At 51.1% G+C, this 21,023-nt stretch carries 15 protein-coding genes; 8 read left to right on the forward strand and 7 right to left on the reverse strand.

The window, feature by feature from the left end; all coding sequences use genetic code 11:
- Positions 1-251 precede the first annotated feature (251 nt).
- On the reverse strand, positions 252-1,025 hold the full coding sequence (locus EBB_RS15315; protein WP_192394631.1) for a hypothetical protein: 774 nt from the start codon (positions 1,023-1,025) through the stop codon (positions 252-254).
- Positions 1,026-1,032: 7 nt separating this feature from the next.
- Entirely contained in the window at positions 1,033-1,914 is an 882-nt protein-coding gene (gene hslO, locus EBB_RS15320) for an Hsp33 family molecular chaperone HslO (protein WP_192394632.1), read from the reverse strand.
- A 75-nt stretch (positions 1,915-1,989) separates the two neighbouring features.
- Here hslO and msrA point away from each other — a divergent pair, with 75 nt between their 5' ends.
- From msrA to EBB_RS15335, 3 genes are all read left to right on the forward strand, one after another.
- Positions 1,990-2,622, forward strand: coding sequence for a peptide-methionine (S)-S-oxide reductase MsrA (msrA, locus tag EBB_RS15325; RefSeq protein WP_192394633.1), 633 nt, complete (start codon positions 1,990-1,992; stop codon positions 2,620-2,622).
- A 256-nt stretch (positions 2,623-2,878) separates the two neighbouring features.
- Positions 2,879-4,732 (forward strand): methanol/ethanol family PQQ-dependent dehydrogenase, encoded by a 1,854-nt coding sequence (locus EBB_RS15330; RefSeq protein WP_192394634.1) that lies wholly within the window; start codon positions 2,879-2,881, stop codon positions 4,730-4,732.
- Positions 4,733-4,825: 93 nt separating this feature from the next.
- Positions 4,826-5,683 (forward strand): quinoprotein dehydrogenase-associated putative ABC transporter substrate-binding protein, encoded by an 858-nt coding sequence (locus EBB_RS15335; protein ID WP_192394635.1) that lies wholly within the window; start codon positions 4,826-4,828, stop codon positions 5,681-5,683.
- A 15-nt stretch (positions 5,684-5,698) separates the two neighbouring features.
- Here the strand turns inward: EBB_RS15335 and malQ are convergent, their stop codons facing one another.
- The 3 genes from malQ to glgC are packed head-to-tail and all read right to left on the reverse strand — an operon-like array spanning position 5,699 to position 10,151.
- Entirely contained in the window at positions 5,699-7,171 is a 1,473-nt protein-coding gene (gene malQ / locus EBB_RS15340) for a 4-alpha-glucanotransferase (RefSeq protein WP_192394636.1), read from the reverse strand.
- Between the two features lie 18 nt (positions 7,172-7,189).
- Positions 7,190-8,881: a glycoside hydrolase family 57 protein gene (locus tag EBB_RS15345; RefSeq protein ID WP_192394637.1), complete on the reverse strand. Its 1,692-nt coding sequence runs from the start codon at positions 8,879-8,881 to the stop codon at positions 7,190-7,192.
- Positions 8,871-10,151: a glucose-1-phosphate adenylyltransferase gene (gene glgC, locus EBB_RS15350; protein WP_026146964.1), complete on the reverse strand. Its 1,281-nt coding sequence runs from the start codon at positions 10,149-10,151 to the stop codon at positions 8,871-8,873. Before glgC ends, EBB_RS15345 begins: the two co-directional genes overlap by 11 nt.
- A gap of 215 nt (positions 10,152-10,366) precedes the next feature.
- Here glgC and glgB point away from each other — a divergent pair, with 215 nt between their 5' ends.
- The 5 genes from glgB (at position 10,367) to EBB_RS15375 (ending at position 19,732) form a co-directional block, all read left to right on the forward strand.
- Entirely contained in the window at positions 10,367-12,547 is a 2,181-nt protein-coding gene (gene glgB / locus EBB_RS15355; protein ID WP_192394638.1) for a 1,4-alpha-glucan branching protein GlgB, read from the forward strand.
- A 10-nt stretch (positions 12,548-12,557) separates the two neighbouring features.
- Positions 12,558-13,991 carry a glycogen synthase GlgA gene (gene glgA / locus EBB_RS15360; RefSeq protein ID WP_192394639.1) on the forward strand — a complete coding sequence of 478 codons (1,434 nt, stop codon included), beginning with the start codon at positions 12,558-12,560 and terminating at the stop codon, positions 13,989-13,991.
- Positions 13,981-14,772, forward strand: a complete 792-nt coding sequence (locus EBB_RS15365; protein WP_192394640.1) for a secretin GspD/PilQ domain-containing protein — start codon at positions 13,981-13,983, stop codon at positions 14,770-14,772. Before glgA ends, EBB_RS15365 begins: the two co-directional genes overlap by 11 nt.
- A gap of 151 nt (positions 14,773-14,923) precedes the next feature.
- Entirely contained in the window at positions 14,924-15,970 is a 1,047-nt protein-coding gene (locus EBB_RS15370; protein WP_225587462.1) for an extracellular solute-binding protein, read from the forward strand.
- Positions 15,971-19,732: an EAL domain-containing protein gene (locus tag EBB_RS15375; RefSeq protein ID WP_192394642.1), complete on the forward strand. Its 3,762-nt coding sequence runs from the start codon at positions 15,971-15,973 to the stop codon at positions 19,730-19,732.
- Here EBB_RS15375 and EBB_RS15380 read toward each other — a convergent pair.
- Both EBB_RS15380 and ybeY read right to left on the reverse strand, forming a co-directional pair.
- Positions 19,725-20,561 (reverse strand): CorC family transporter, encoded by an 837-nt coding sequence (locus tag EBB_RS15380; RefSeq protein ID WP_192394643.1) that lies wholly within the window; start codon positions 20,559-20,561, stop codon positions 19,725-19,727. The two genes, EBB_RS15375 and EBB_RS15380, sit on opposite strands and share 8 nt — an antisense overlap.
- A complete protein-coding gene (ybeY, locus tag EBB_RS15385; RefSeq protein WP_192394644.1) occupies positions 20,558-21,022 on the reverse strand; it encodes an rRNA maturation RNase YbeY in 465 nt (154 codons plus the stop codon). Before ybeY ends, EBB_RS15380 begins: the two co-directional genes overlap by 4 nt.
- Position 21,023 lies beyond the last annotated feature (1 nt).

Here is a 21,023-nt window from a genome sequence, read left to right on the forward strand (position 1 = left end):
TTGTCACACTTTTTTGTGGACAGCTGTATTTTAATCCAATAGAATGCGCCCACTTTCAGCGAAACGCAGATGATTCGAAAGGATCATGACCGTTAAATGAGGGGGGGGATAGGCGACCGTTAATCCGGTATAAGAACAACAATAAACGCAAGAAATTAACCTGCCGTACAACGGTAGGCGTCCAATCAATATAAAAAATAATACCGGACGAAGCCCACTTTACGTGGGCTTTTTTATGCCTGCCGTCTAGCTCACAAGCCCGCCACTTTTTTATCGTCTTCTTCCTGAAAATTCCTGTAGTTGATGGATATTTTCAAACCGGCAAAGCGGCCAGACATCTTGATCAATTCAGAGGTAGTTTTATCGAACATCAACCTGACTTCGCTCAAAGCCCTGTCCTCGTAGCCTTCTTCTATATCCTTGGCATCCAGCCGAAAATGGTAAAGATACACTTCCTGTTTTTCTTCATCGGTGATTTCCAGAGGCTCGCCCAATTGCTTAATCACCGTGGCTTTTTTGGGCAGCAGCGCGGCTATTTTTTCCATTTGATCAGCCTTCGCTCTTAACTGTTTTTTCTCTTCGTTGATTTCCGCACCGCCCAGCGAACGAAATGAAGCCTCCAAAAACTCCGGCGGAGCGATTTGTAAGAATAGGTTGGAGAAAGTCCAGTCAGTGATTTTATCTTCCTTGTTAAAGGCCAGATCCAGATAAAAACTGATTTCCGGCGCAATCAGCTTGCTGTCTTTGTCGATCTTACGAAACCAATAGCGCCAGCGTTTGCCGTCGCCGGTATGCTCTTCACTGCTGGCGTGCAGCTTGGCCAGCGACACGAAATCTTCACTAAGCAGTTTGGGTTGCTTGAAATGCACGGTGAAATCTTCTTTAGATGTCACCGCAAAATAACGATCAAACTCATCCATTTGCAAATAAGTCTGGTAAGCGTGCAACCAGTGCAAACAACCTGTCATGCTGCTGAGTAATACAAAAGCCAGAGACAGGCGAAAAAAGCGGTTAATTTTAGTCATAGCACCCTCAGTGCCGGGTAGGCGAGTGATTATCGGTTTCGGCTGACGGATTGGTCAGCAGGTTCTCCACATCAACCTTGTCAAAGTGGTATTGCGCTCCGCAAAATTGGCAATCGACTTCGATGTCGTCGCGTTCCCGCAAAATTGCTTCCAACTCAGACCGCCCCAATGCCGCTAAAGTGCCGCCGATTTTTTGCCGTGAGCAATTGCATTTAAATTCCACCGGCTCCAGATCGTAAATTCTGACCTTTTCTTGATGAAATAAACGGTGCAATAAGTCCTCGCAATCCAGACTCAACAGTTCGTCGGAGGTAACGGTATTCGCCAATATTTCGATGCGTTCCCAGTCAGCTTTATTCTGATTGCTGCTCGGTAACTCCTGGATGAACAGGCCGGCCGCATGGGTTTTATTGGCAAACAGCCAAAAACGGGTATCGAGCTGCTCGGACTGAGTGAAATAGGTTCTCAGCACATCCGCCAGCGTTTCCGCCTCCACACCGACTATGCCTTGATACGGTTCGGCATTCTCCGATTCCACGGTCAATACCAGCCGGCCGCCCTCACCTATCATGTCCTGCAAATTTGCACCGGCCACAGTGGCTTCACTGCGTACCAAGCCTCTGATTTGCCGTTCGTTGCTGGATTGCGCCACCAGGGCTTTCAAATCGCCGCCGCCCTGAATCTGCATGATCATCGCGCCTTTAAACTTGATGGTTGCCGACAATAACACCACCGCCGCCAAGGCCTGTCCCATTTGTGCATCGACGGCATCGTTGACTAAATGTTGATATTGTTTGGCTTGCTGCCAACTTTGTTCCAGCCGCACCCATTCGCCACGAACTCCGTGTTCCTCAAAAATAAAGCGGCGTAAGCAATCTTGTTGTTTCATGATTTAGTGGAATCCTCTTGAATGAGCGGGGATTATAATCCGCACACCCCCATCATTCGACCTCGGGATGCACTTATGTCTTTTCTATTCAAAAAAACCGTCATGCCCAGCGCCGACCAAGCCTTACCCGGACGCCAGCAAGCCATAGACAGCGGCCAATTTCACGCCGTCAACGGACACCCCATCCATCCGCCATTTCCCGCGCATCTGCGACAGGCCGTGTTCGGCATGGGTTGTTTCTGGGGAGCCGAGCGTAAATTCTGGCAACAAGCTGGCGTATTCAGCACCGCCGTGGGCTATGCCGGCGGTTTTACGCCCAACCCGACTTATCAGGAAATTTGCACCGGCATGACCGGCCACGCCGAAGTGGTGTTGGTGGTGTTCGATCCGAGCGTAGTGTCTTATAAAGATTTACTGGCAGTATTTTGGGAATCTCATAATCCCACTCAAGGCATGCGGCAAGGCAACGATGTCGGCACCCAATACCGGTCAGTTATCTATTGCCAGGACGACCAATATCAAGCAGCCGTGACAAGCCAACAACAATACCAAGCAAAATTAACAGCCGCCGGCTTTCCAGCAATAACCACCGAAATTCGCAATGCCCCGACTTTTTATTATGCCGAGGAAGATCATCAACAGTATCTGGCTAAAAACCCGTCCGGTTACTGCGGCTTGGGCGGCTTGGGTGTCTGTTTTTCCAGATAGCCCAATCGCCGAGAAATCCTAAGGCATTATAAGACTTGAGATTATTGTTTCCCCGCCATCCCGAGAGAGTTTTTCCGGTTGACTTTTAGGAAAAAATCCTTCAATTTACGCGCTTGGTGTGGCTCTCCCTCTGCGCTCGGTTATAGCCGAACAAGCCCTAAAGGGCAGTCATCCAAACAGAGCTTTAAAACTAATATTAGTCTTAACAACACAAAACCGTACTCTGTCTCATCAACAGATTACCAGGAGGAAACATATGAAGAAGCCTGTAAAAAACTGGCTGCTTGCTTCGACTGTAGCTACTTTACTTGCTGCACCAACTGTCTCTACCGCTAACAGCGATGTTGAAAAACTGACACAAGACCCAGCCAACTGGGCTACATGGGGCGGCGACTACGCCGGCACACGTTACAGCAAACTGTCGCAAATCAACGCTCAAAACGTTAAAAACCTGCAACCAGCTTGGTCTTTTTCTACAGGTGTTTTGCGTGGTCATGAAGGCGGCCCTTTGGTTGTTAACGGCGTTATGTTCATCCACACTCCGTTCCCAAACACCGTTTACGCGATCGACCAAAAAACTAAAGCTGTCATCTGGGAATTCACCCCTACCATGGACGCTGACGTAACCATCCCAGTGATGTGCTGCGATACCGTTAACCGTGGTCTGGCTTACGGCGACGGCAAAATCTTCCTGCAACAATCAGACACCGTACTGACTGCACTGGATGCCAAAACCGGTAAACGCGTATGGAGCGTACAAAACGGCGACCCTAAATTGGGTATGACCAACACCAACGCACCTATCGTTGTTAAAGATAAAGTCATTACCGGTATTTCCGGCGGTGAGTTTGGTGTTCGCGGCTTCTTGGCTGCTTACAACATCCGTACCGGCCAATTGGATTGGAAAGGCTACAGCATGGGTCCGGATAAAGACACCTTGTTGAAACCCGGTAAATCTACCACCTGGCAAGATGGCAAAGTCACGCCTGTTGGCGCTGATTCAGGTACTAGCACCTGGAAAGGCGACCAATGGAAAATCGGCGGCGGCACCACCTGGGGTTGGTACTCTTACGATCCTAAACTGAACCTGGTTTACTACGGCTCAGGCAACCCATCTACTTGGAACCCTGTACAACGTCCAGGCGACAACAAATGGTCTATGTCATTGTGGGCGCGTGACGCCGACACCGGCGAAGTCAAATGGGTTTACCAAATGACTCCACACGACGAATGGGACTATGACGGTATCAACGAAACCGTTCTGGTTGACCAAGAAGTCAAAGGCAAAATGCACAAAACCATCGTGCATTTCGACCGTAACGGCTTCGGTTATACCCTGGACCGCGAAACCGGCGAACTGTTGGTTGCTGAGAAATTCGACAAATCGGTTAACTGGGCTTCTCACGTCGACCTGAAATCAGGCCGTCCTGAAGTTGTGCCTGAGTTTTCTACAGAGCATAACGGTGAAGACGTTAACACTGTAGGCACCTGCCCTGCGGCGTTGGGTTCTAAAAACCAACAACCTGTTTCTTACTCTCCACAAACCGGCCTGTTCTATATTTCAGGCAACCACTTGTGCATGGAGTACGAACCGTTTGAAGTTTCATACACCGCTGGTCAACCTTATGTAGGTGCAACCCTGTCTATGATGCCTGCCGGCGCTGACGTGCTGACTGGTAAAAAAGACGGCACCACCAACTTGGGTCAGTTCACCGCTTATGACGCTAAAACCGGCAAAATCGCTTGGTCTAACAAAGAGCAGTTCTCTGTATGGTCAGGTTCGGTTGCTACTGCAGGCGGCGTCGTATTCTACGGCACCCTGGAAGGCTACCTGAAAGCAGTTGATGCTAAAACCGGTAAAGAATTGTACAAATTCAAAACCCCATCTGGCATCATCGGTAACGTCAATACCTGGGAATTCGAAGGCAAACAATACGTTGGCGTTCTGTCAGGTATCGGCGGTTGGGCTGGTATCGGTATCGCTGCCGGTATCGACGACGGTACTTCCGCATCCAGCTCAGAAGGCTTGGGCGCGGTAGGTGCTTACAGAAGCTTAAGCTCTTACACCAAGTTGGGTGGTACACTGACTGTGTTCGCTCTGCCTAACTAAGATCTAACCCGTTAGATTTCAGTAAAGCAAGCCTTGGCCGAGTAATCGGCCAAGGCTTTTTTACGTATAGACCCCAGCTAAAAGGAAACTGCGATGAAAATGTTCTCAAACGCCTCAAGACTGTTAATAACTGCGGCCTTGGCGGTAGCCACTATTTCCGTGAATGCCCAAGATAAATTCCGGGTTTGCGCCGACCCGTTAAACCCGCCCTATTCGACCAAAGAACAGACCGGCTACGAAAACAAAATCGCCGCCCTATTTGCCGAACAGTTAGGACAGGAATTGGAATATACTTGGCTACCGGAAAGAATCGGCTTTATCCGCAACACATTGAAAGCCGAGAACGATAACGGCGAAGGCTTTAAATGCGATGTAGTAATGGGCGTGCCAGCCGGCTACGATCTTACCGATACCAGCAAACCTTACTTCCATTCGACCTATGTACTACTAATTGCCAAAGGCCGCGGCTGGGACGATATTAAAGACAGCGCACAACTAGCCAATCTCCCACTGGACAGGCAGGAAAAGCTGAAAATAGCAATGTTCGACCGCGGTCCAGGTACCGAATGGCTGCAAAAAAACGGCTTGCTGGAGCAAGGGATTCCCTACCAAAGCATGACCGGAGACAGCGAACACAACACCGCCATGCAAATCGAAAAAGACTTACGCGCCAAAAAAATAGACATGGTGATACTTTGGGGACCTATGGCGGGATATGTGCAATCGCAAGCCCCAAAAGGCAGTTATATTGCTATACCTATGCAATCTTCACCGGGCTTAAAGTTTGATTTTTCAATAGCCATGGGCCTGCGCCAAGGCGACAACAAACGCAAGCAACAACTGAATGATTTGATCGACAAAAACCTGGATAAAATCCAAGCCATCATCGCAAGTTACGACATCGCTGTATTGCCGCCCCCCGCAGACACCGGCAAAAAAGACGACGATTGAAATGCCCTTTAAGGTCTAACGTCCAAACAATCTAACCAGATGCGCAAAATGTCCGGCTTTATCATCGGTTAATTGCGACCAATCGAACCGCCAGCGCCAATTTCCTTCGGTTGTGCCTGGCGTGTTCATCCGGTCAGGTGACCCGAGCTTGAGAATATCCTGCATCGGAATCACCGCCAGATTGGCGACAGACCCGAACGCAGCATGAATCAAAGCACTGGGCATAGGTAGGCTAGACCAACCAAGATAATCGTATATACGCTGTTTCTCGCCATCATTAAGCCCTTCGAACCAACCCAGCGTGGTATCGTTATCGTGGGTACCGGTGTAGACCACGCTATTTTTTTGGTAATTGCAGGGCAAATAAGGATTGCGACTATCGTCGCCGAAAGCAAACTGCAAAATTTTCATCCCCGGCAAATCGAAATCGTCGCGCAAAGCTTCTACTTCTTCGGTAATAATCCCAAGATCCTCTGCTACCAAGGACAGGGAGGCAAATTGCTCCTGAATAGCCGCCAGCAACTCAGCACCCGGCGCTTTAACCCAACACCCGTTGATGGCGGTATGCTCACTGGCCGGAATCTCCCATGCCGCCTCTAAGCCGCGAAAATGATCGATTCGCAAAATATCGAACATTTCGTACTGGGATTTGATTCTATCCAACCACCATTTAAAACCGGTTTTCTGCAAATATTTCCAGTCATAGTGCGGGTTCCCCCAACGCTGACCGTTCTCGGAGAAATAATCGGGCGGCACGCCGGCCACGGCATCCATTTCACCCAAATCGTTAAGTTTGAAGACCGCCCGGTTCGCCCAAACGTCGGCACTGTCGTACGACACAAAGATCGGAATGTCGCCAAACATCAGTACGCCATGCTTGGCGGCGTAATCTTTCAACTCGTGCCATTGCCGGAAAAACACATACTGTTCGAATTTGATCGTTTCGATCACAGCCTTTAATAACTGCTTCGATTCGTTCAGTGCGCCCGGCTCGCGTTGCTTCAGCGCATCCGGCCATTGATTCCAGCTTTTATGTCCAAACACATTACGCAAAGCGATGAACAAGGCAAAGTCGTCCAGCCAATCGGCCTTTTCCACGCAAAACTGTTTAAAATCGTGTTGCTGCTCGGCATCAGCCAAACTTTGAAAACCGTAAAAGGCTTTGGTGACCAGACAACTTTTGGTGTATTCGGCGTTGGTATGGCAATCGCCGCAACGGTCGGTAGTTTGCAGCCAACCCTTATCGGCTAGCCATTGAATGTTAATCAAGGCAGGATTGCCGGCATGTGCCGACAAGCACTGATAAGGTGAACCGTCGCCATGGGTCATGCCCAGCGGCAAGGTCTGCCAGACAGTGGCACCTATATCGTGCAGAAAATTGACAAAATTGAAGGCTTCCTTACCCAAATCACCACACTCTCCACGGCCCGGGAGCGATGTTATATGTAACAAAACACCTGCGCGGCGTTTATCCAAGAGAGCACCCATGTTGTTTATTCCGTTTTATTATATTTGAATTCCGCGCCGCATTGCGCCACCCATCACCGGGCTGCCGCTGCCTTGCGTAAACGACAAGGCCAGATAGGGCGGCGGCTCTTCGCCCAGCAAACGATAGAGATTGCTCAAATTAAGCCGATACTGTTTTTCAAAATCGCTGACCGCTTCCCCGGGATTATAATCACCGAACCACCAAAACCAATCCGACCCCTCGCAGACGCCCAATTGCACCTGGGCAGCAGCCAGTTGTTGCTCGGAGAGTTTGCCGTTGGCGACCGCTTTGTCGAAAGCGTTTTTGACATCAGCCAACATCTCCCAGCCGCAGTTCTTATCGGCATCGCCGATCCAGGTCGAAAACGTACCATACACCCAACTACCGGCCACCAATTTCGGCAAGGCCCCGGATTGGGGAGCGGCGCTATCCAGATAGTCAGAAAAAGTGGTTAATTCGATACGCGGATGTTCGCTAAGCCGCTTATACAGCGCACTAAGAAAATGATACCCGTTATCCGGAAAATATTCCCAGGCATTTTCGCCATCCATGATTATCGAAACCAGGGGCGTCTGTGGCTCATAATCGGCGATATTTTCCAAGTGCTGAATCAGATCGGCCACCGCATCATCGGCATGCCATTTTGAATATTCAAATCCGATTAAATCCGACAAGCCGTCGTCGCGGAAAAAACAGGCGATCTCCGCGGCACCCAACTTAAAGGGGCGATGCACAGCAACCGCTTCGCCAACCGCACTGGCGCGTATGCTGTTATGCAAGACATTACCGCCACTGGCCGCCCATTTGAAACCAAAATCAGCTAACACTTCCAGGGTACGCTGACTGATACTGCCCTCGGACGGCCAGCAACCTTGCGGTTCAAAACCGAAAAAATGCCGAAAAGTCGCCAAGCCTTTTTGCAAATGCCAACGCACGCGCTCTTCTCCGCCGGGGTAATGACTAATACCCGGCAAGGTTACGCCAGGCATTGCCTCGCGAGCACTGCCTATCTCAAGCATCAACGGCATGATCGGATGCGCATAAGGCGTCACCGACAATTCGATGCGGCCTTTTCTGGCCAAAGCTTTGTAGCGGTAGATAACTTTCGACAACAGATCGCGGATAATTTCAACAATCTCGATCCGATCATGCAGACTAAAGCCGTTGCCTTTTTCGATTAAGCGTTTGACACGGTTATCGTTGAGTTTGACCGTCTCGCCCATCCAGACCAAGTGATACCAGACCAAAATGTCGGAAATAAATTGCGCATTCAGGTAATTGACTGAGTCCTGGTGAGCTTCAAACCAGTTGGCCATATCGATTAGCTTACGAAAAGCCGGGTAGCGTTCTATCTGCCGCTCCCGGTTGGCTTTCCGGCAATCCCGCAACAACTTTAAGCGTTTCTCCGGATCGGCGGAAACCGACGGTTCGACCAAAGCCGCCAGCAAGGGGTCCTTGATGGCAATTCTGTCGTGCAAATAGCCGCTGACCTGATTGGAATAATCTTCGATCTGCTCCAGTAGGATAGGCGCAAAATTCACTACCGCTTTGGCCCCCGGCACGGCTTCCAGGTGCGCGACCATATCCACATAATCCTTGATCACATGCAAATAGGTCCACGGCAGCTTGAATTCGCCGCTCTGCATGTCGCGGTACTCCGGCTGGTGCATGTGCCAGCACAGCACCAGCTTAAGCTTTTTATCGGACATAGTTCCGTCTTTGTCCGAGCATATCGGATGTCACCAACACCACGCCGCCCTCGCTGACGTGAAAGCGCTTTTCGTCTTCCGCCCTGTCCTCGCCGATAACGGTACCTTCCGGTATCTGACAACCTTTTTCGATGATGGCTTTGGTAATCCGACAGTGTCGGCCGATATTCACCTCGGGCAATACCACCGAATCCTGCACGGAGCTGTATGAATTGACCCGCACCATAGAAAACAGCAGGGAGTGGCGCACCGTGGCGCCGGAAATTACGCAACCGCCGGAGACCATGGAGTCAATCGCCTGACCGCGTCTATCGTCGTCGTCGAACACGAATTTAGCCGGCGGGGTTTGCGCTTGATAAGTCCAGATCGGCCAAGTATTGTCGTATAGATTCATATCGGGTTTAACGCCGACCAATTCCATATTGGCCGCCCAATAGGCATCAATGGTCCCCACATCGCGCCAGTAACTTTGCTGGCCGCTTTGTAAATCCAGGAACGGATAGGCGTTGACCCGGTATTTTTCGATCACTGATGGAATGATGTCCTTACCAAAATCACGGCTGGAGCCTTTGGTATCGGCATCTTTGATCAGTTGTTCGAACAAGAAGCCAGCATTGAAAATATAAATACCCATGGAAGCCAGCGCGGTGTTTTCCCGGCCAGGCATCACAGGCGGATTTTCAGGCTTTTCCACAAACGCCTTCACCCGGCGATTTTCATCCACGTGCATCACACCAAACGCTTTGGCGTCTTCCAGCGACACTTCGATGCAGCCTATCGTCAGATCGGCCTTGTTGGCAACATGATCGGCCAGCATCACCGAATAGTCCATCTTGTAAATATGATCGCCGGCCAGTACCAATACAAACTCAGGATTGCGGGCCCGCAGGATGTCGATGTTTTGGTAAATCGCGTCAGCAGTACCTTGGTACCAGGAATGTTCGTCATGCCGTTGTTGCGCCGGCATCAAATCGACATATTCACCAAACTCGCCGCGCAAAAAGCCCCAGCCTTGTTGAATGTGGCGAATTAGCGAATCCGCCTTATACTGGGTAAGGATACCAATCTTGCGGATGTCGGAGTTGATACAGTTGGATAGAGGAAAGTCGATGATACGGAATTTACCGCCAAACGGCACCGCCGGCTTGGCCCGCCAGTCGGTCATATCCTTCAGCCGCGATCCGCGTCCGCCAGCCAGAATTAACGCAATGGTGTTGCGGGTTAAATCATTGACCCGTCTCTCCGTTTGATGTGTATCGACGACTGACATGTGTATCCTCTTTCAATTAAATAAACTGTACCGCCCCAAACCGGCTGCAACCGACATTTCACAGATTTCTCTACCTGCCACTTGCCGCGTAGAGCCATTATCGTTACTCTTCACGGAAAAGTAAAAACTCAAGCGATTTGATGCTGAAAAGTCGGTCATTACCAAAATTGCTATTCCTGCCAACCGATAACTAACTATAACTGAGGCATTGCAAAATGAACAAGCCAAGCAAAACCAACACGCTTGATTCAGAACTAATAAAACTCACCGAAGCAAAGCATCACGATCCTTTCGCCCTGCTAGGCCGTCATGGACAAGGCCGCGATAATGTCATCAGAGTGTATTTGCCCTATGCGGAAACCGTAAGAATCAACAGCCCAAAAGGCCCTGAATTCTCTCGTACTCCCGACACCGATTTTTTCGAATACCATCCGGGCAACGAAGCCATCCCTGAGCATTACCCATTATTTTGGACGGATAAGGACGGCTATGACCATCAACACTACGATCCGTACTGCTTCGGCCCGGTGCTGCCGGAATTCGACCAGCATCTGTTTGCCGAAGGCCGGCATTGGCATATCTATCAAAAGCTGGGCTCGCATCTACACAGCGTAGCCGATATTCCCGGCGTGCATTTTGCGGTCTGGGCACCGAACGCACAGCGGGTCAGCGTGATCGGCGACTTCAATCGCTGGGACGGCCGCTGCCATCCGATGCGCAGCCTGGGCAGTAGCGGCATCTGGGAAATTTTCATTCCAGGCTTGACCGTCGGCTGCCTGTACAAGTTTGAAATTCTGAATCGCCACACCGGCCAACTGCTAGTCAAAACCGACCCTTACGGCCAGCAATTTGAATTCCGTCCGCAAACCGCCGCGATTGTCACAGCAGAAGACAGTTATACCTGGCAAGACGGCAGCTGGATGGATCACCGTCCGCAGCACGATTGGCTGCATCAGCCGATGTCGATTTACGAGGTACACCTAGGCTCCTGGCGGCGCGACCATCGCGGCAATTTCCTGAATTACCGGGAACTGGCCGAGCAATTGGTGGATTACGTCAAGGAATTGGGCTTTACTCATATCGAGCTGTTGCCGGTCACCGAGCATCCGCTGGACATTTCCTGGGGTTATCAAACCACTGGTTATTTTGCGCCGACCAGTCGTCACGGCACCCCTGACGATTTCCGCTATTTCGTCGATCATTGCCATCAAAACGGCATCGGCGTGATTTTGGATTGGGTGCCCGCCCACTTTCCAAAAGACAGCTTCGCGTTGGGCCGCTTCGACGGCACGCCGCTGTACGAACACGAAGACCCGCGCAAGGGCGAGCACCGCGATTGGGGCACCTTGATTTACAACTACAGCCGCAACGAAGTGAAAAACTTCCTGCTGTCCAGCGCTTTCTTCTGGTTGGAGGAATTCCATCTGGACGGCCTGCGGGTTGATGCGGTGGCCTCGATGTTGTATCTGGATTATTCCCGCGACGCCAACGACTGGATTCCCAACATGTACGGCGGCAACGAAAACCTGGAAGCCATCGACTTCCTGCGTCAGATGAATACCGTCACCCACGAGCAGCATCCCGGCACGGTGATCATGGCGGAGGAATCGACTTCTTGGCCGCAAGTCACTCGCCCGACCTGGACCGGAGGCTTGGGTTTCTCGATGAAGTGGAACATGGGCTGGATGCACGACATTCTGCATTACATGCAGGAGCAACCGATTCATCGCTCATACCACCATGATTCTCTGACTTTCGGCCTGCTTTACGCATTTACCGAAAATTTTGTACTGCCGTTTTCGCACGACGAAGTGGTGCACGGCAAAGGCTCGATGTTGAATAAGATGCCAGGCGATGAATGGCAGCGCTTTGCCAATTTGCGCCTGCTGTATACGATGATGTTTACCTATCCAGGCAAAAAATTGTTGTTCATGGGCTGCGAATTCGGTCAAGGCACCGAGTGGAGTTGCAACCGCACCCTGGATTGGTACGTATTGGATTATGCGCATCACAAAGGCCTGCAAACCCTGGTGAAAGACTTGAATAAGCTCTATGCCAACCATGCCGCCCTGCACCGTTACGACTTCGACCATCACGGATTTGAATGGATAGATTGCCACGACTATCAACAATCTATCATTAGTTATCGCCGCAAATCGGCGCATGAAGATTTGATCGTGATCCTGAACTTCACCCCGGTACCACGCGAAAGTTACCGGATCGGCGTACCCAATCCAGGCACTTACTACGAAATCTTCAACTCGGATTCGCAGTATTACGACGGCAGCAACACCGGCAATGGCGCGGTGCTCTCCGAACCGCAACCATGGATGAACCAAGACCACTCCATTTCCGTCACCTTGCCGCCCCTGGCCGGCATCATTTTGAAAATGTAGTTTTATCGCCATGAAAAAAATTCTGTTCGCGAGCAGCGAAACCCATCCGTTGATCAAGACCGGCGGCCTGGCGGATGTCGCCGGCAGCCTGCCTCTGGCCCTGGCCGAATTGGGCCAGGACGTGCGTATCATCATGCCCAATTACCAGGGCATCAAGAACTGTGAGCCCGGCCGCTACCTATGCACGGTGCGGGTCAACAATTGCGACGTCAATCTTTTGGAAACGCGCTTGCCGGACAGCGATGTCATCGTCTGGCTGGTTGACTACCCACCGTTCTTCAATTTTCCCGGTAATCCGTATCTCGATGAAGCCGGGCGACCCTGGCCGAACATCGGTGAGCGCTTTGCACTGTTCTGCCGCATCATCGTGGAAGTGGCCACCAACCGGGCTTATTTAGACTGGCACGCCGACATCGTGCATTGCAACGATTGGCAAACCGGCTTGGTGCCGGCACTGCTGTCATTGGAACCCAACCCGCCGGCGACGATTTTTACCATTCACAATATGGCCTACCAAGGGCTGTTTCCCGGCAGCACCTACGCCCAGTTAAATCTACCAGGACAATTACTACACCCGGATGGCCTGGAATTCCACGGCATGCTGTCCTTTATCAAGGGCGGGTTGAGCTATTCCGACCGTATTACCACGGTGAGTCCCACTTATGCCCAGGAGATCCAAACTCCTGAATTCGGTTACGGCTTGGAAGGTCTGTTGGCGCATAAACAAAGCCAGTTACGCGGCATTTTGAACGGCATTGATGTGTCGGTCTGGAATCCGGCGAACGACGCCTATATTGCAAAGCCTTTCAGCGTCGATACGCTAAAAGACAAGCAAATCAATAAAGCGGCGCTCCAACAACAACTGGGCTTGCCGGTGGAATCGGAAACTCCTTTGTTTGGCTTGATTGGCCGCCTGGTCGAGCAAAAAGGTATCGATCTAGTACTAAGCTGTTTACAGGAGATGACCACCCTACCCTTGCAATTTGCCTTACTGGGCAGCGGCGATAAAAGCATCGAATACCGCCTGCAGGAATTTGCCCGCCTATATCCGGAAAAAGTATCCATCACCATTGGCTACGACGAACGCTTGGCGCATCAAATCGAAGCCGGCGCAGACATCTTCCTGATGCCTTCGCGCTTCGAACCTTGCGGCTTAAATCAAATGTACAGCCAATGCTATGGCACGATACCTATCGTCAGAAAAACCGGCGGTTTGGCGGACACTGTAGTCGACGCACTGCCGGAAAGTATTGCCAACGGCAGCGCCAGCGGCATCTCGTTTAACGATGCGTCGGCGGCCGCACTGATAGAAGCCATCAAACGCAGCCTGGTGTTATTCCACAACCGACCGGTCTGGAAGAAAATTCAACGTAATGCCATGCTTAAGGATTTCTCCTGGCAAAACAGTGCGAATCAATATCTAGCACTTTACAATGAAATCTAGACTCTGCTGGGCCGGCCTGATGTTGATAGCCGGCCTCGCGGTTGCCGACGAATCGGTGATAGAAGTCATCCCCCTGATGAACCGTCCGGCCTCCGACGTACACGCTTTACTGGCACCGCTGCTGGATGCAGATGATCGCGTCATCGAGAACGGTGCCAGTCTGATCGTGAAAACCAATCCCGCCAAACTCGGCGAAATCAGGGCCGTCATTCAAAAACTCGATGCTCGGCTCAGCAATTTAGTCATCAGCGTCTTACAAACCAGTAGCAAAACCGCAGCCGAATTGAACGCGGAAGCGGCCATTGCCGCCACGCCGAATAGGATTCGGATACGGGGCATGATGGGCAACACCGAAGACTTGCGAAACCGGCAACAACATCAACAAATACGCACCCTGGAAGGTCAGGCAGCCCATATCAAAACCGGACAGGTCCGGCCGGTGCAAAATTACAGCGTATATGACTCGGGCTATGGTTACGGCTCCGCGGTAAGCAGCAATACCCAGATGATTGAAGCCAGTACCGGCTTCGTTGTTACGCCGCGCTTGGCCGGCAACCAGGTCACTCTCGATATCGAACCCTGGTCGGATAGCTTTCAGCGCAACGGCCATATCGAAACCCAATCCGCACACACCACTTTACGCACCAATCTCGGCGAATGGGTGGAACTTGCCGGCAACGCCGACACTGAACAATCCGACAATCACGGCTTCAACAGTTTCAACCACAGTACCCGGCAAAATGCTTTACGCATTCTGATTAAAGTCGATCAAGCCGACTAATCCGGACCAGTCTTAAACGACAATCCAACCAGACAGCCTCACGGCATTATTTTCGAAATCTGTGCGCGGCGACATAATATCAATATCGACATTGGCGGAAAGCGCATACTAATTAGTTATGATGGCCCGACAAATTTATGCCGACAGCCTTATGAGCATTACTGCCACATGTTCCGCCACCGTTCTGACATATTTTCTAACGATCATATGCCTGACAACATCCGGAGGGGTATCCGCCCAGGAAACGCTGCGCTTGCTCAGTTGGGACGGTTACGCCGATAATGAAGTGGTTATGGCATTCCAGCGGCGGTTCGACGTTGCGATAGAGTTGACCCTGGTAACGTCCGACGACGACCTTTGGCAGAAAATCACTAGCGGCAACTATGACGTGTTTGCTGTCAATACGGCGGAATTGCAGCGTTATATCGATCAAGGCCTGAGCAGGCCGATCAGCATGGCGAATATCCCCAATCATGCCCGGCAATTGCCGCGTTTCCAAAATTTGCAAGCTATCCCCGGCCTGGTTCGTGGGAACGACACGTATGCTGTCCCTTATACCTACTCGGAAATGGGGCTGATCTATAACCGCAAACTCATTAGCACGGCCCCACAATCCATGTCGGCGATGTGGGACCCTGCCTATCGGGGCCGAGTGCTGGCTTTTAACGCCAGTAATCACAATTTCTCCATGGTCGGCTTATTAAAAGGTTTCTCCAATCCGTTCCGAATGACAGATCCCGAGCTAAAACAGGCTGCTCGCGAACTGGCCCAGTTACGCCGTAATGTTTTGACCTTTTACGCGACCGCAGAGGAAGCGACCAGGCTTTTTGTCAAATACGACATAGCCTTGATTTTCGGTAATTACGGCACCCAACAACTGAAAGCCCTGCGCGAAGCCGGTGCCGACATTGGCTATGTGATTCCCCGCGAAGGCGCGCTGGCCTGGCTGGATTGCTGGGCCATCACCCAAAATAGCCGGAACCCCGAATTGGCAGAAAAATGGATTAATTACACCTTGGAAAAATCGGTCAGCGAACGGCTAACCCAGCAATACGGCTTGGCAAACACCATTACAGCGCCGGAGAACGACAGCACCCAAAACCAACCTATTATTTGGCTGGAACCGATACTCAATCCGCTGGCGCGCAAAACGCTATGGGATAGAATCATTTCCGGCGAAGCGCCTGAGGCATTTTAAGTGCGCTCCAGCATAGGCATAAAACTGGGTTTCTGGCTGGCACTGCTGGGCACGCTATCCACAGGCCTGACCGGTTATTATGTCTATGACCGCAGCCGAGTCATGCTGCTGGGAACAGCCAAGGATAAGCTGCTCAACGACACCCAAGCTTTGGGAAACCGATTTGCCGATGCGTTGGCAGCTACCGCCAGCAGCGTCAAGTTTCTAAGCAATTTGCCGGTCAGCGCCGACATTGTCTCGGCAGCACCTAACGCAAAGTTGAGCATACGTAAAAATCAATTGGCGGAGATTTTTGTCAGCCTGCTGAATGCCCACCCCGAATACAGTCAAATCCGTTTGATCGACACACAACATTACGGCAAGGAATTGGTAAGAGTCGATAGAGACCAAGACAACCTCAAAGTGATTGCCGACGCGCAGTTGCAAGAGAAAAACCATTTCCCTTACGTATTCGAAACTGTGCCGCTAGCGGCGGAGCAATATTACGTTTCCGAAATCAATTTAAATCAGGAATTAGGCACTCACCTGGGATTCGGTAAACCCACACTGCGGATAGCGATGCCCATCAAGTCGGCCAACGCCACCATCGCAGTGATCGTCATCAATGTCGATTTACAAGGGCTGTTCGAGCAAGTACGCGGCAATATTCCCGACGATATTGAATTGCTGCTCAGCAACGACAGAGGGGACTACTTAATTCACCCCGACGTGGCAAAAACCTTTGGATTTGAGAGCGGCCGCAGTTTCCTGATTCAGGAAGACATCCCGAACGTAAAAGCGATTCTGGCTGGCAAACAAGCGCATTCGGTATTCGCGACCAGCGATACGCAAAGCTTGGCCGCTTCTTCACTAGCCGCTTTCGTCAAACTGCCGTTGGGCTCGGAAAGCCGTGGACGCTTCGCGATGCTGGGTTTATATACGCCACTGAAAAACGTTTTACAGGAAAGTAAAGCGCTGGGGGTGAGCGTTATCGAAATAACCTTGTTGTTCAGCCTGCTGGCAAGTGCAATTTCGCTAATGTTGGCACGCGTTCTGGCAAAACCGCTCAATTCGATGACCACCGCCATCGGTCAATTCAAGCTAGGCACACCGCTGATCGGGCTACCAACGCATCGTAACGACGAAATCGGCTACCTGGCCAATAGCTTCATGTCGATGACCGAGCAATTAAACTCGCAAATTGCCGAGTTACATGCCTCCGAAGCTAAGTTGCATGCCATTCTCGACAACGCCCCTGTCGGCATTTGGTTGGCCGACCTTGATAAGCGCTTTTTGTTTGTAAATCATACCTTTTGTGACGCTCTTGGCCTGCCGGAAGCCCGTTTCATTGCCAACGAACCATTGGCCGAGCTGTTCGACGCGGAGATCGCGGCCCGTTTTTTGAGTGCCGATCAAGCCTGTTTAGCGCAAGTAAATCAAGCACATCAATCCATCGAGCAAATAAAGTTTGCCGATGGCAAACGGCACACCATACAAATAACCCGCACGCCATTGCAGGACATCAACAAAGAAACGGTCGGCATCATCGGCATTGCCATGGATATTACTGACCGCCAACAAGCGGCCAATCGTGAGCGCGCCCATAACCATGTGCTGGAATTAGTATCCAAAGGCGCGGCGCTGCCGGAGATCCTGGAAGCGGTGGTATTGGGTGTGGAAACCCAAAATCCGGACTTAATTTGTTCGATATTGCTATTAAATAGCGAAGGTAATCGCTTGTTCATAGGCTCTGCACCGCATCTGCCCGACTTCTACAATTCTGCTGTAGACGGCCTTTACGTAGGCCCCGGTGTCGGCTCATGCGGTACTGCGGCGTATTTCGGCCAGCGAGTGATTGTCGAAGATATTCAAAACCATGCTTATTGGGCGCCGTTTACCGAACTGGCGACTGAGGCCGGTTTAGGGTCCTGCTGGTCTGAACCAATACGTGGCGCGTCCGGCCAATTGTTGGGTACTTTTGGCATTTACCAGCAACATCCCGCGGCGCCCGGAACCGACGATATTCAGATGATTGAACAGGCCTCGCATTTGGCAGGCATTGCAATTGACCGTAGCCGCAGTAATGAAGAACTGCAATTGGCTTCGTTAGTCTATCAAAACAGCAGCGAAGCGATGGCCGTGACCGACGCACAAGGTATGATTATCAACGTCAATCCGGCTTTCACCGCGTTGACGGGTTACACCTTGGATGAAGTCATCGGCAAAAACCATAACATCCTGAACTCCGAGCGGCAGGGCGAACAGTTTTATCAAGCCATGTGGCAAGCCATCAACACTAGCGGTCACTGGAAAGGTGAAATTTGGAATCGCCGGAAGAACGGCGAGATATTTGCTGAGCAACTGACCATCAATACCATATTTAGCCCGGATGGTATGCCGCAGCGACGGGTTGCTTTATTTTCCGACATCACCCAAAAGAAGCAGTCCGAAGAACTGATCTGGACCCAAGCCAATTTCGATCCGCTCACCGGCCTGCCCAACCGCCGCATGTTTCACGACAGACTGGATCAAGAAATCAAAAAGGCCCATCGCAGCGGCTTACAGGTCGCTTTGATATTGCTTGATCTGGACCGTTTCAAGGAAGTTAACGATACGCTGGGTCACGATATGGGCGATTTATTATTAAAAGACGCCTCGCAACGGCTGCTGCATTGCGTACGCGATTCTGACACTGTCGCCCGATTGGGTGGCGACGAATTCACCGTCATCCTCGGCGAACTTGATGATGCTGAGGATGCCGAACGCGTCGTCAAAAACATCCTGCAAAGATTGGCCGAACCTTTCCAGCTGAAAAGCAAAGTGGCCTATATCTCCGCCAGTATCGGCATCACCCTGTACCCGAAGGACGCGGAGAGAATCGATACCTTAATAAAAAATGCCGATCAGGCAATGTACGCCGCGAAACACCAGGGCCGTAATCGCTATTGTTATTTCACGCCGTCAATGCAGGAAGCCGCTCTAGCGCGCATGCTGATTGCCGACGATTTGCGCCATGCGTTGGAGGCCAACCAGTTTGAAGTGTATTACCAGCCGGTCGTGGAACTGGGCTCCGGCGCCATCCATAAAGCCGAAGCACTGATCCGCTGGCAACACCCGACACGCGGCATGGTCAGCCCCAGCGAATTTGTACATATTGCGGAAGATATAGGCCTGATTGCCGAAATCGGCGCTTGGGTATTTAAACAGGCGGCGAACCAGGTTAAACAATGGCGCTCCCGTTATCATCCGGACTTTCAGATCAGCGTCAACAAATCGCCGGTGCAGTTTTACGACGACCAGTCCCACGGTACTTGGCTGGAATACTTGCAAACACTTGAGCTGCCGGGACAAAGCATCGTGGCGGAAATTACCGAGGGATTGCTGCTGGACGCCAGCAATGTGGTGAAAGATCAATTACTGGCTTTTCGAGACGCCGGCATTCAAGTATCGCTGGACGATTTCGGCACCGGCTATTCGTCGCTGGCTTATCTGAAGAAATTCGATATCGATTATCTGAAAATAGATCAGTCTTTCGTTGGCAATTTGTCGCCGAACTCCAGCGACAAAATTCTCTGCGAAGCGATTATCGTTATGGCGCACAAGTTGGGGATGAAAGTCATCGCGGAAGGCATAGAAACCGAACAACAACGCCAACTACTGCTGGAAGCGGAGTGCGACTACGGGCAGGGCTATTTATTCTCCAGAGCCCTGCCGGCCGATGCGTTCGAGGAACTGCTAATGCTTAATGTCTCAGACACCAGCGCACAGAACACACTTATTTGATCTTCAATTTCAGTAAATGCACCCGCCGATTGTCGGCCCGCAATACCTCGAAACAGAAATCGTCCAGCTCCACTTTCTCGCCTTTCTTCGGAAAATGTTCAAGGCGCTGCACAATCAAACCGCCTAGCGTATCGTATTCGTCGTCTTCCAGCGCAGCGGAAAAATAATCGTTAAACTCTTCGATGGGTGTCAGCGCGCTGACGATAAATTCTTTTTCGCTACGCTGAGAAATAAATTCTTGTACTTCGTCGTCATCGTGTTCGTCTTCGATCTTGCCGACGATTTGCTCCAGGACATCTTCAATCGTCACCAAGCCGGCGGCGTTGCCGTATTCGTCGACCACGATGGCCATGTGGTTACGCTCGGTGCGAAATTCCTTTAGTAACACGTTTAAGCGCTTGCTTTCCGGCACCACGTTCACCGGCCGCATCACATCTTCGACTTTCAGGGTTTTATCCCGTAAAGCATGAGCCAGCAAGTCTTTGGCAAGCAAAACGCCGACCACCTTACTACGATCTTCTTCGATGACCGGAAAACGGGAATGGGCAAATTCGACCACTAAAGGAAAGATGGTTTCCAGTTCCGCATCCCTGGGCACGACCACCATTTGTGAACGCGGAATCATGATGTCTCTGACCCGCATCTCCGCCACATGCATCACGCCTTCCATCATGGCCAACGCGTCGGAGTCTAAAAGATGTTTTTCTTGCGATTCTCTCAATATCTCCAGCAAGTCTTCCTGATCTTGCGGTTCCCCACTCAGAAAATGACCGATGCGTTCGATCAAGCTCTTATGGGGTTGACTACTCGGGGGGTTACCATCGCTCATTGCTTTCCATCCTCCATATAAGGGTTTGCTATACCTAATTTGCTCAAAATCTCAATCTCTAATGCTTCCATTTGTTCGGCATCCTGATCCTCTATATGGTCATACCCTAGCAAATGCAATACGCCGTGTATAGTGATATGCGCCCAATGATGTTCCGCCAATTTGTTTTGCTGTGATGCTTCCTGTGCGATCAGTGGTGCACAAATCACCAAATCGCCCAGCAAGTCCATGTCCATCCCCGCCGGGGCTTCAAAGGGAAAACTGAGGATATTGGTAGGTCCGCTCTTGTGACGGTACTGCTGATTCAGCTCTGAGATTTCCTCAGCATCGACCAAACGAATCACCAGTTCGCTGTCCGCGCCATCTTCAAAAATTGCCAGGGCGGCATCCGCCCATTGCTGAAACTGCCCCAATTCGGGGTGAGGCGCCGACGTAGCAATTTGCATGTCGATATAATTCATA

Source organism: Methylomonas fluvii (genome assembly GCF_014850975.1).
Lineage (GTDB): Bacteria > Pseudomonadota > Gammaproteobacteria > Methylococcales > Methylomonadaceae > Methylomonas > Methylomonas fluvii.

What these genes read in the sequence shown, in the direction of transcription:
- EBB_RS15315 (WP_192394631.1), bottom strand. Translation starts at nt 1,025, where the DNA reads ATGACTAAAATTAACCGCTTTTTTCGCCTGTCTCTGGCTTTTGTATTA.
- hslO (WP_192394632.1), bottom strand. Translation starts at nt 1,914, where the DNA reads ATGAAACAACAAGATTGCTTACGCCGCTTTATTTTTGAGGAACACGGA.
- msrA (WP_192394633.1), top strand. Translation starts at nt 1,990, where the DNA reads ATGTCTTTTCTATTCAAAAAAACCGTCATGCCCAGCGCCGACCAAGCC.
- EBB_RS15330 (WP_192394634.1), top strand. Translation starts at nt 2,879, where the DNA reads ATGAAGAAGCCTGTAAAAAACTGGCTGCTTGCTTCGACTGTAGCTACT.
- EBB_RS15335 (WP_192394635.1), top strand. Translation starts at nt 4,826, where the DNA reads ATGAAAATGTTCTCAAACGCCTCAAGACTGTTAATAACTGCGGCCTTG.
- malQ (WP_192394636.1), bottom strand. Translation starts at nt 7,171, where the DNA reads ATGGGTGCTCTCTTGGATAAACGCCGCGCAGGTGTTTTGTTACATATA.
- EBB_RS15345 (WP_192394637.1), bottom strand. Translation starts at nt 8,881, where the DNA reads ATGTCCGATAAAAAGCTTAAGCTGGTGCTGTGCTGGCACATGCACCAG.
- glgC (WP_026146964.1), bottom strand. Translation starts at nt 10,151, where the DNA reads ATGTCAGTCGTCGATACACATCAAACGGAGAGACGGGTCAATGATTTA.
- glgB (WP_192394638.1), top strand. Translation starts at nt 10,367, where the DNA reads ATGAACAAGCCAAGCAAAACCAACACGCTTGATTCAGAACTAATAAAA.
- glgA (WP_192394639.1), top strand. Translation starts at nt 12,558, where the DNA reads ATGAAAAAAATTCTGTTCGCGAGCAGCGAAACCCATCCGTTGATCAAG.
- EBB_RS15365 (WP_192394640.1), top strand. Translation starts at nt 13,981, where the DNA reads ATGAAATCTAGACTCTGCTGGGCCGGCCTGATGTTGATAGCCGGCCTC.
- EBB_RS15370 (WP_225587462.1), top strand. Translation starts at nt 14,924, where the DNA reads ATGAGCATTACTGCCACATGTTCCGCCACCGTTCTGACATATTTTCTA.
- EBB_RS15380 (WP_192394643.1), bottom strand. Translation starts at nt 20,561, where the DNA reads ATGAGCGATGGTAACCCCCCGAGTAGTCAACCCCATAAGAGCTTGATC.
- ybeY (WP_192394644.1), bottom strand. Translation starts at nt 21,022, where the DNA reads ATGAATTATATCGACATGCAAATTGCTACGTCGGCGCCTCACCCCGAA.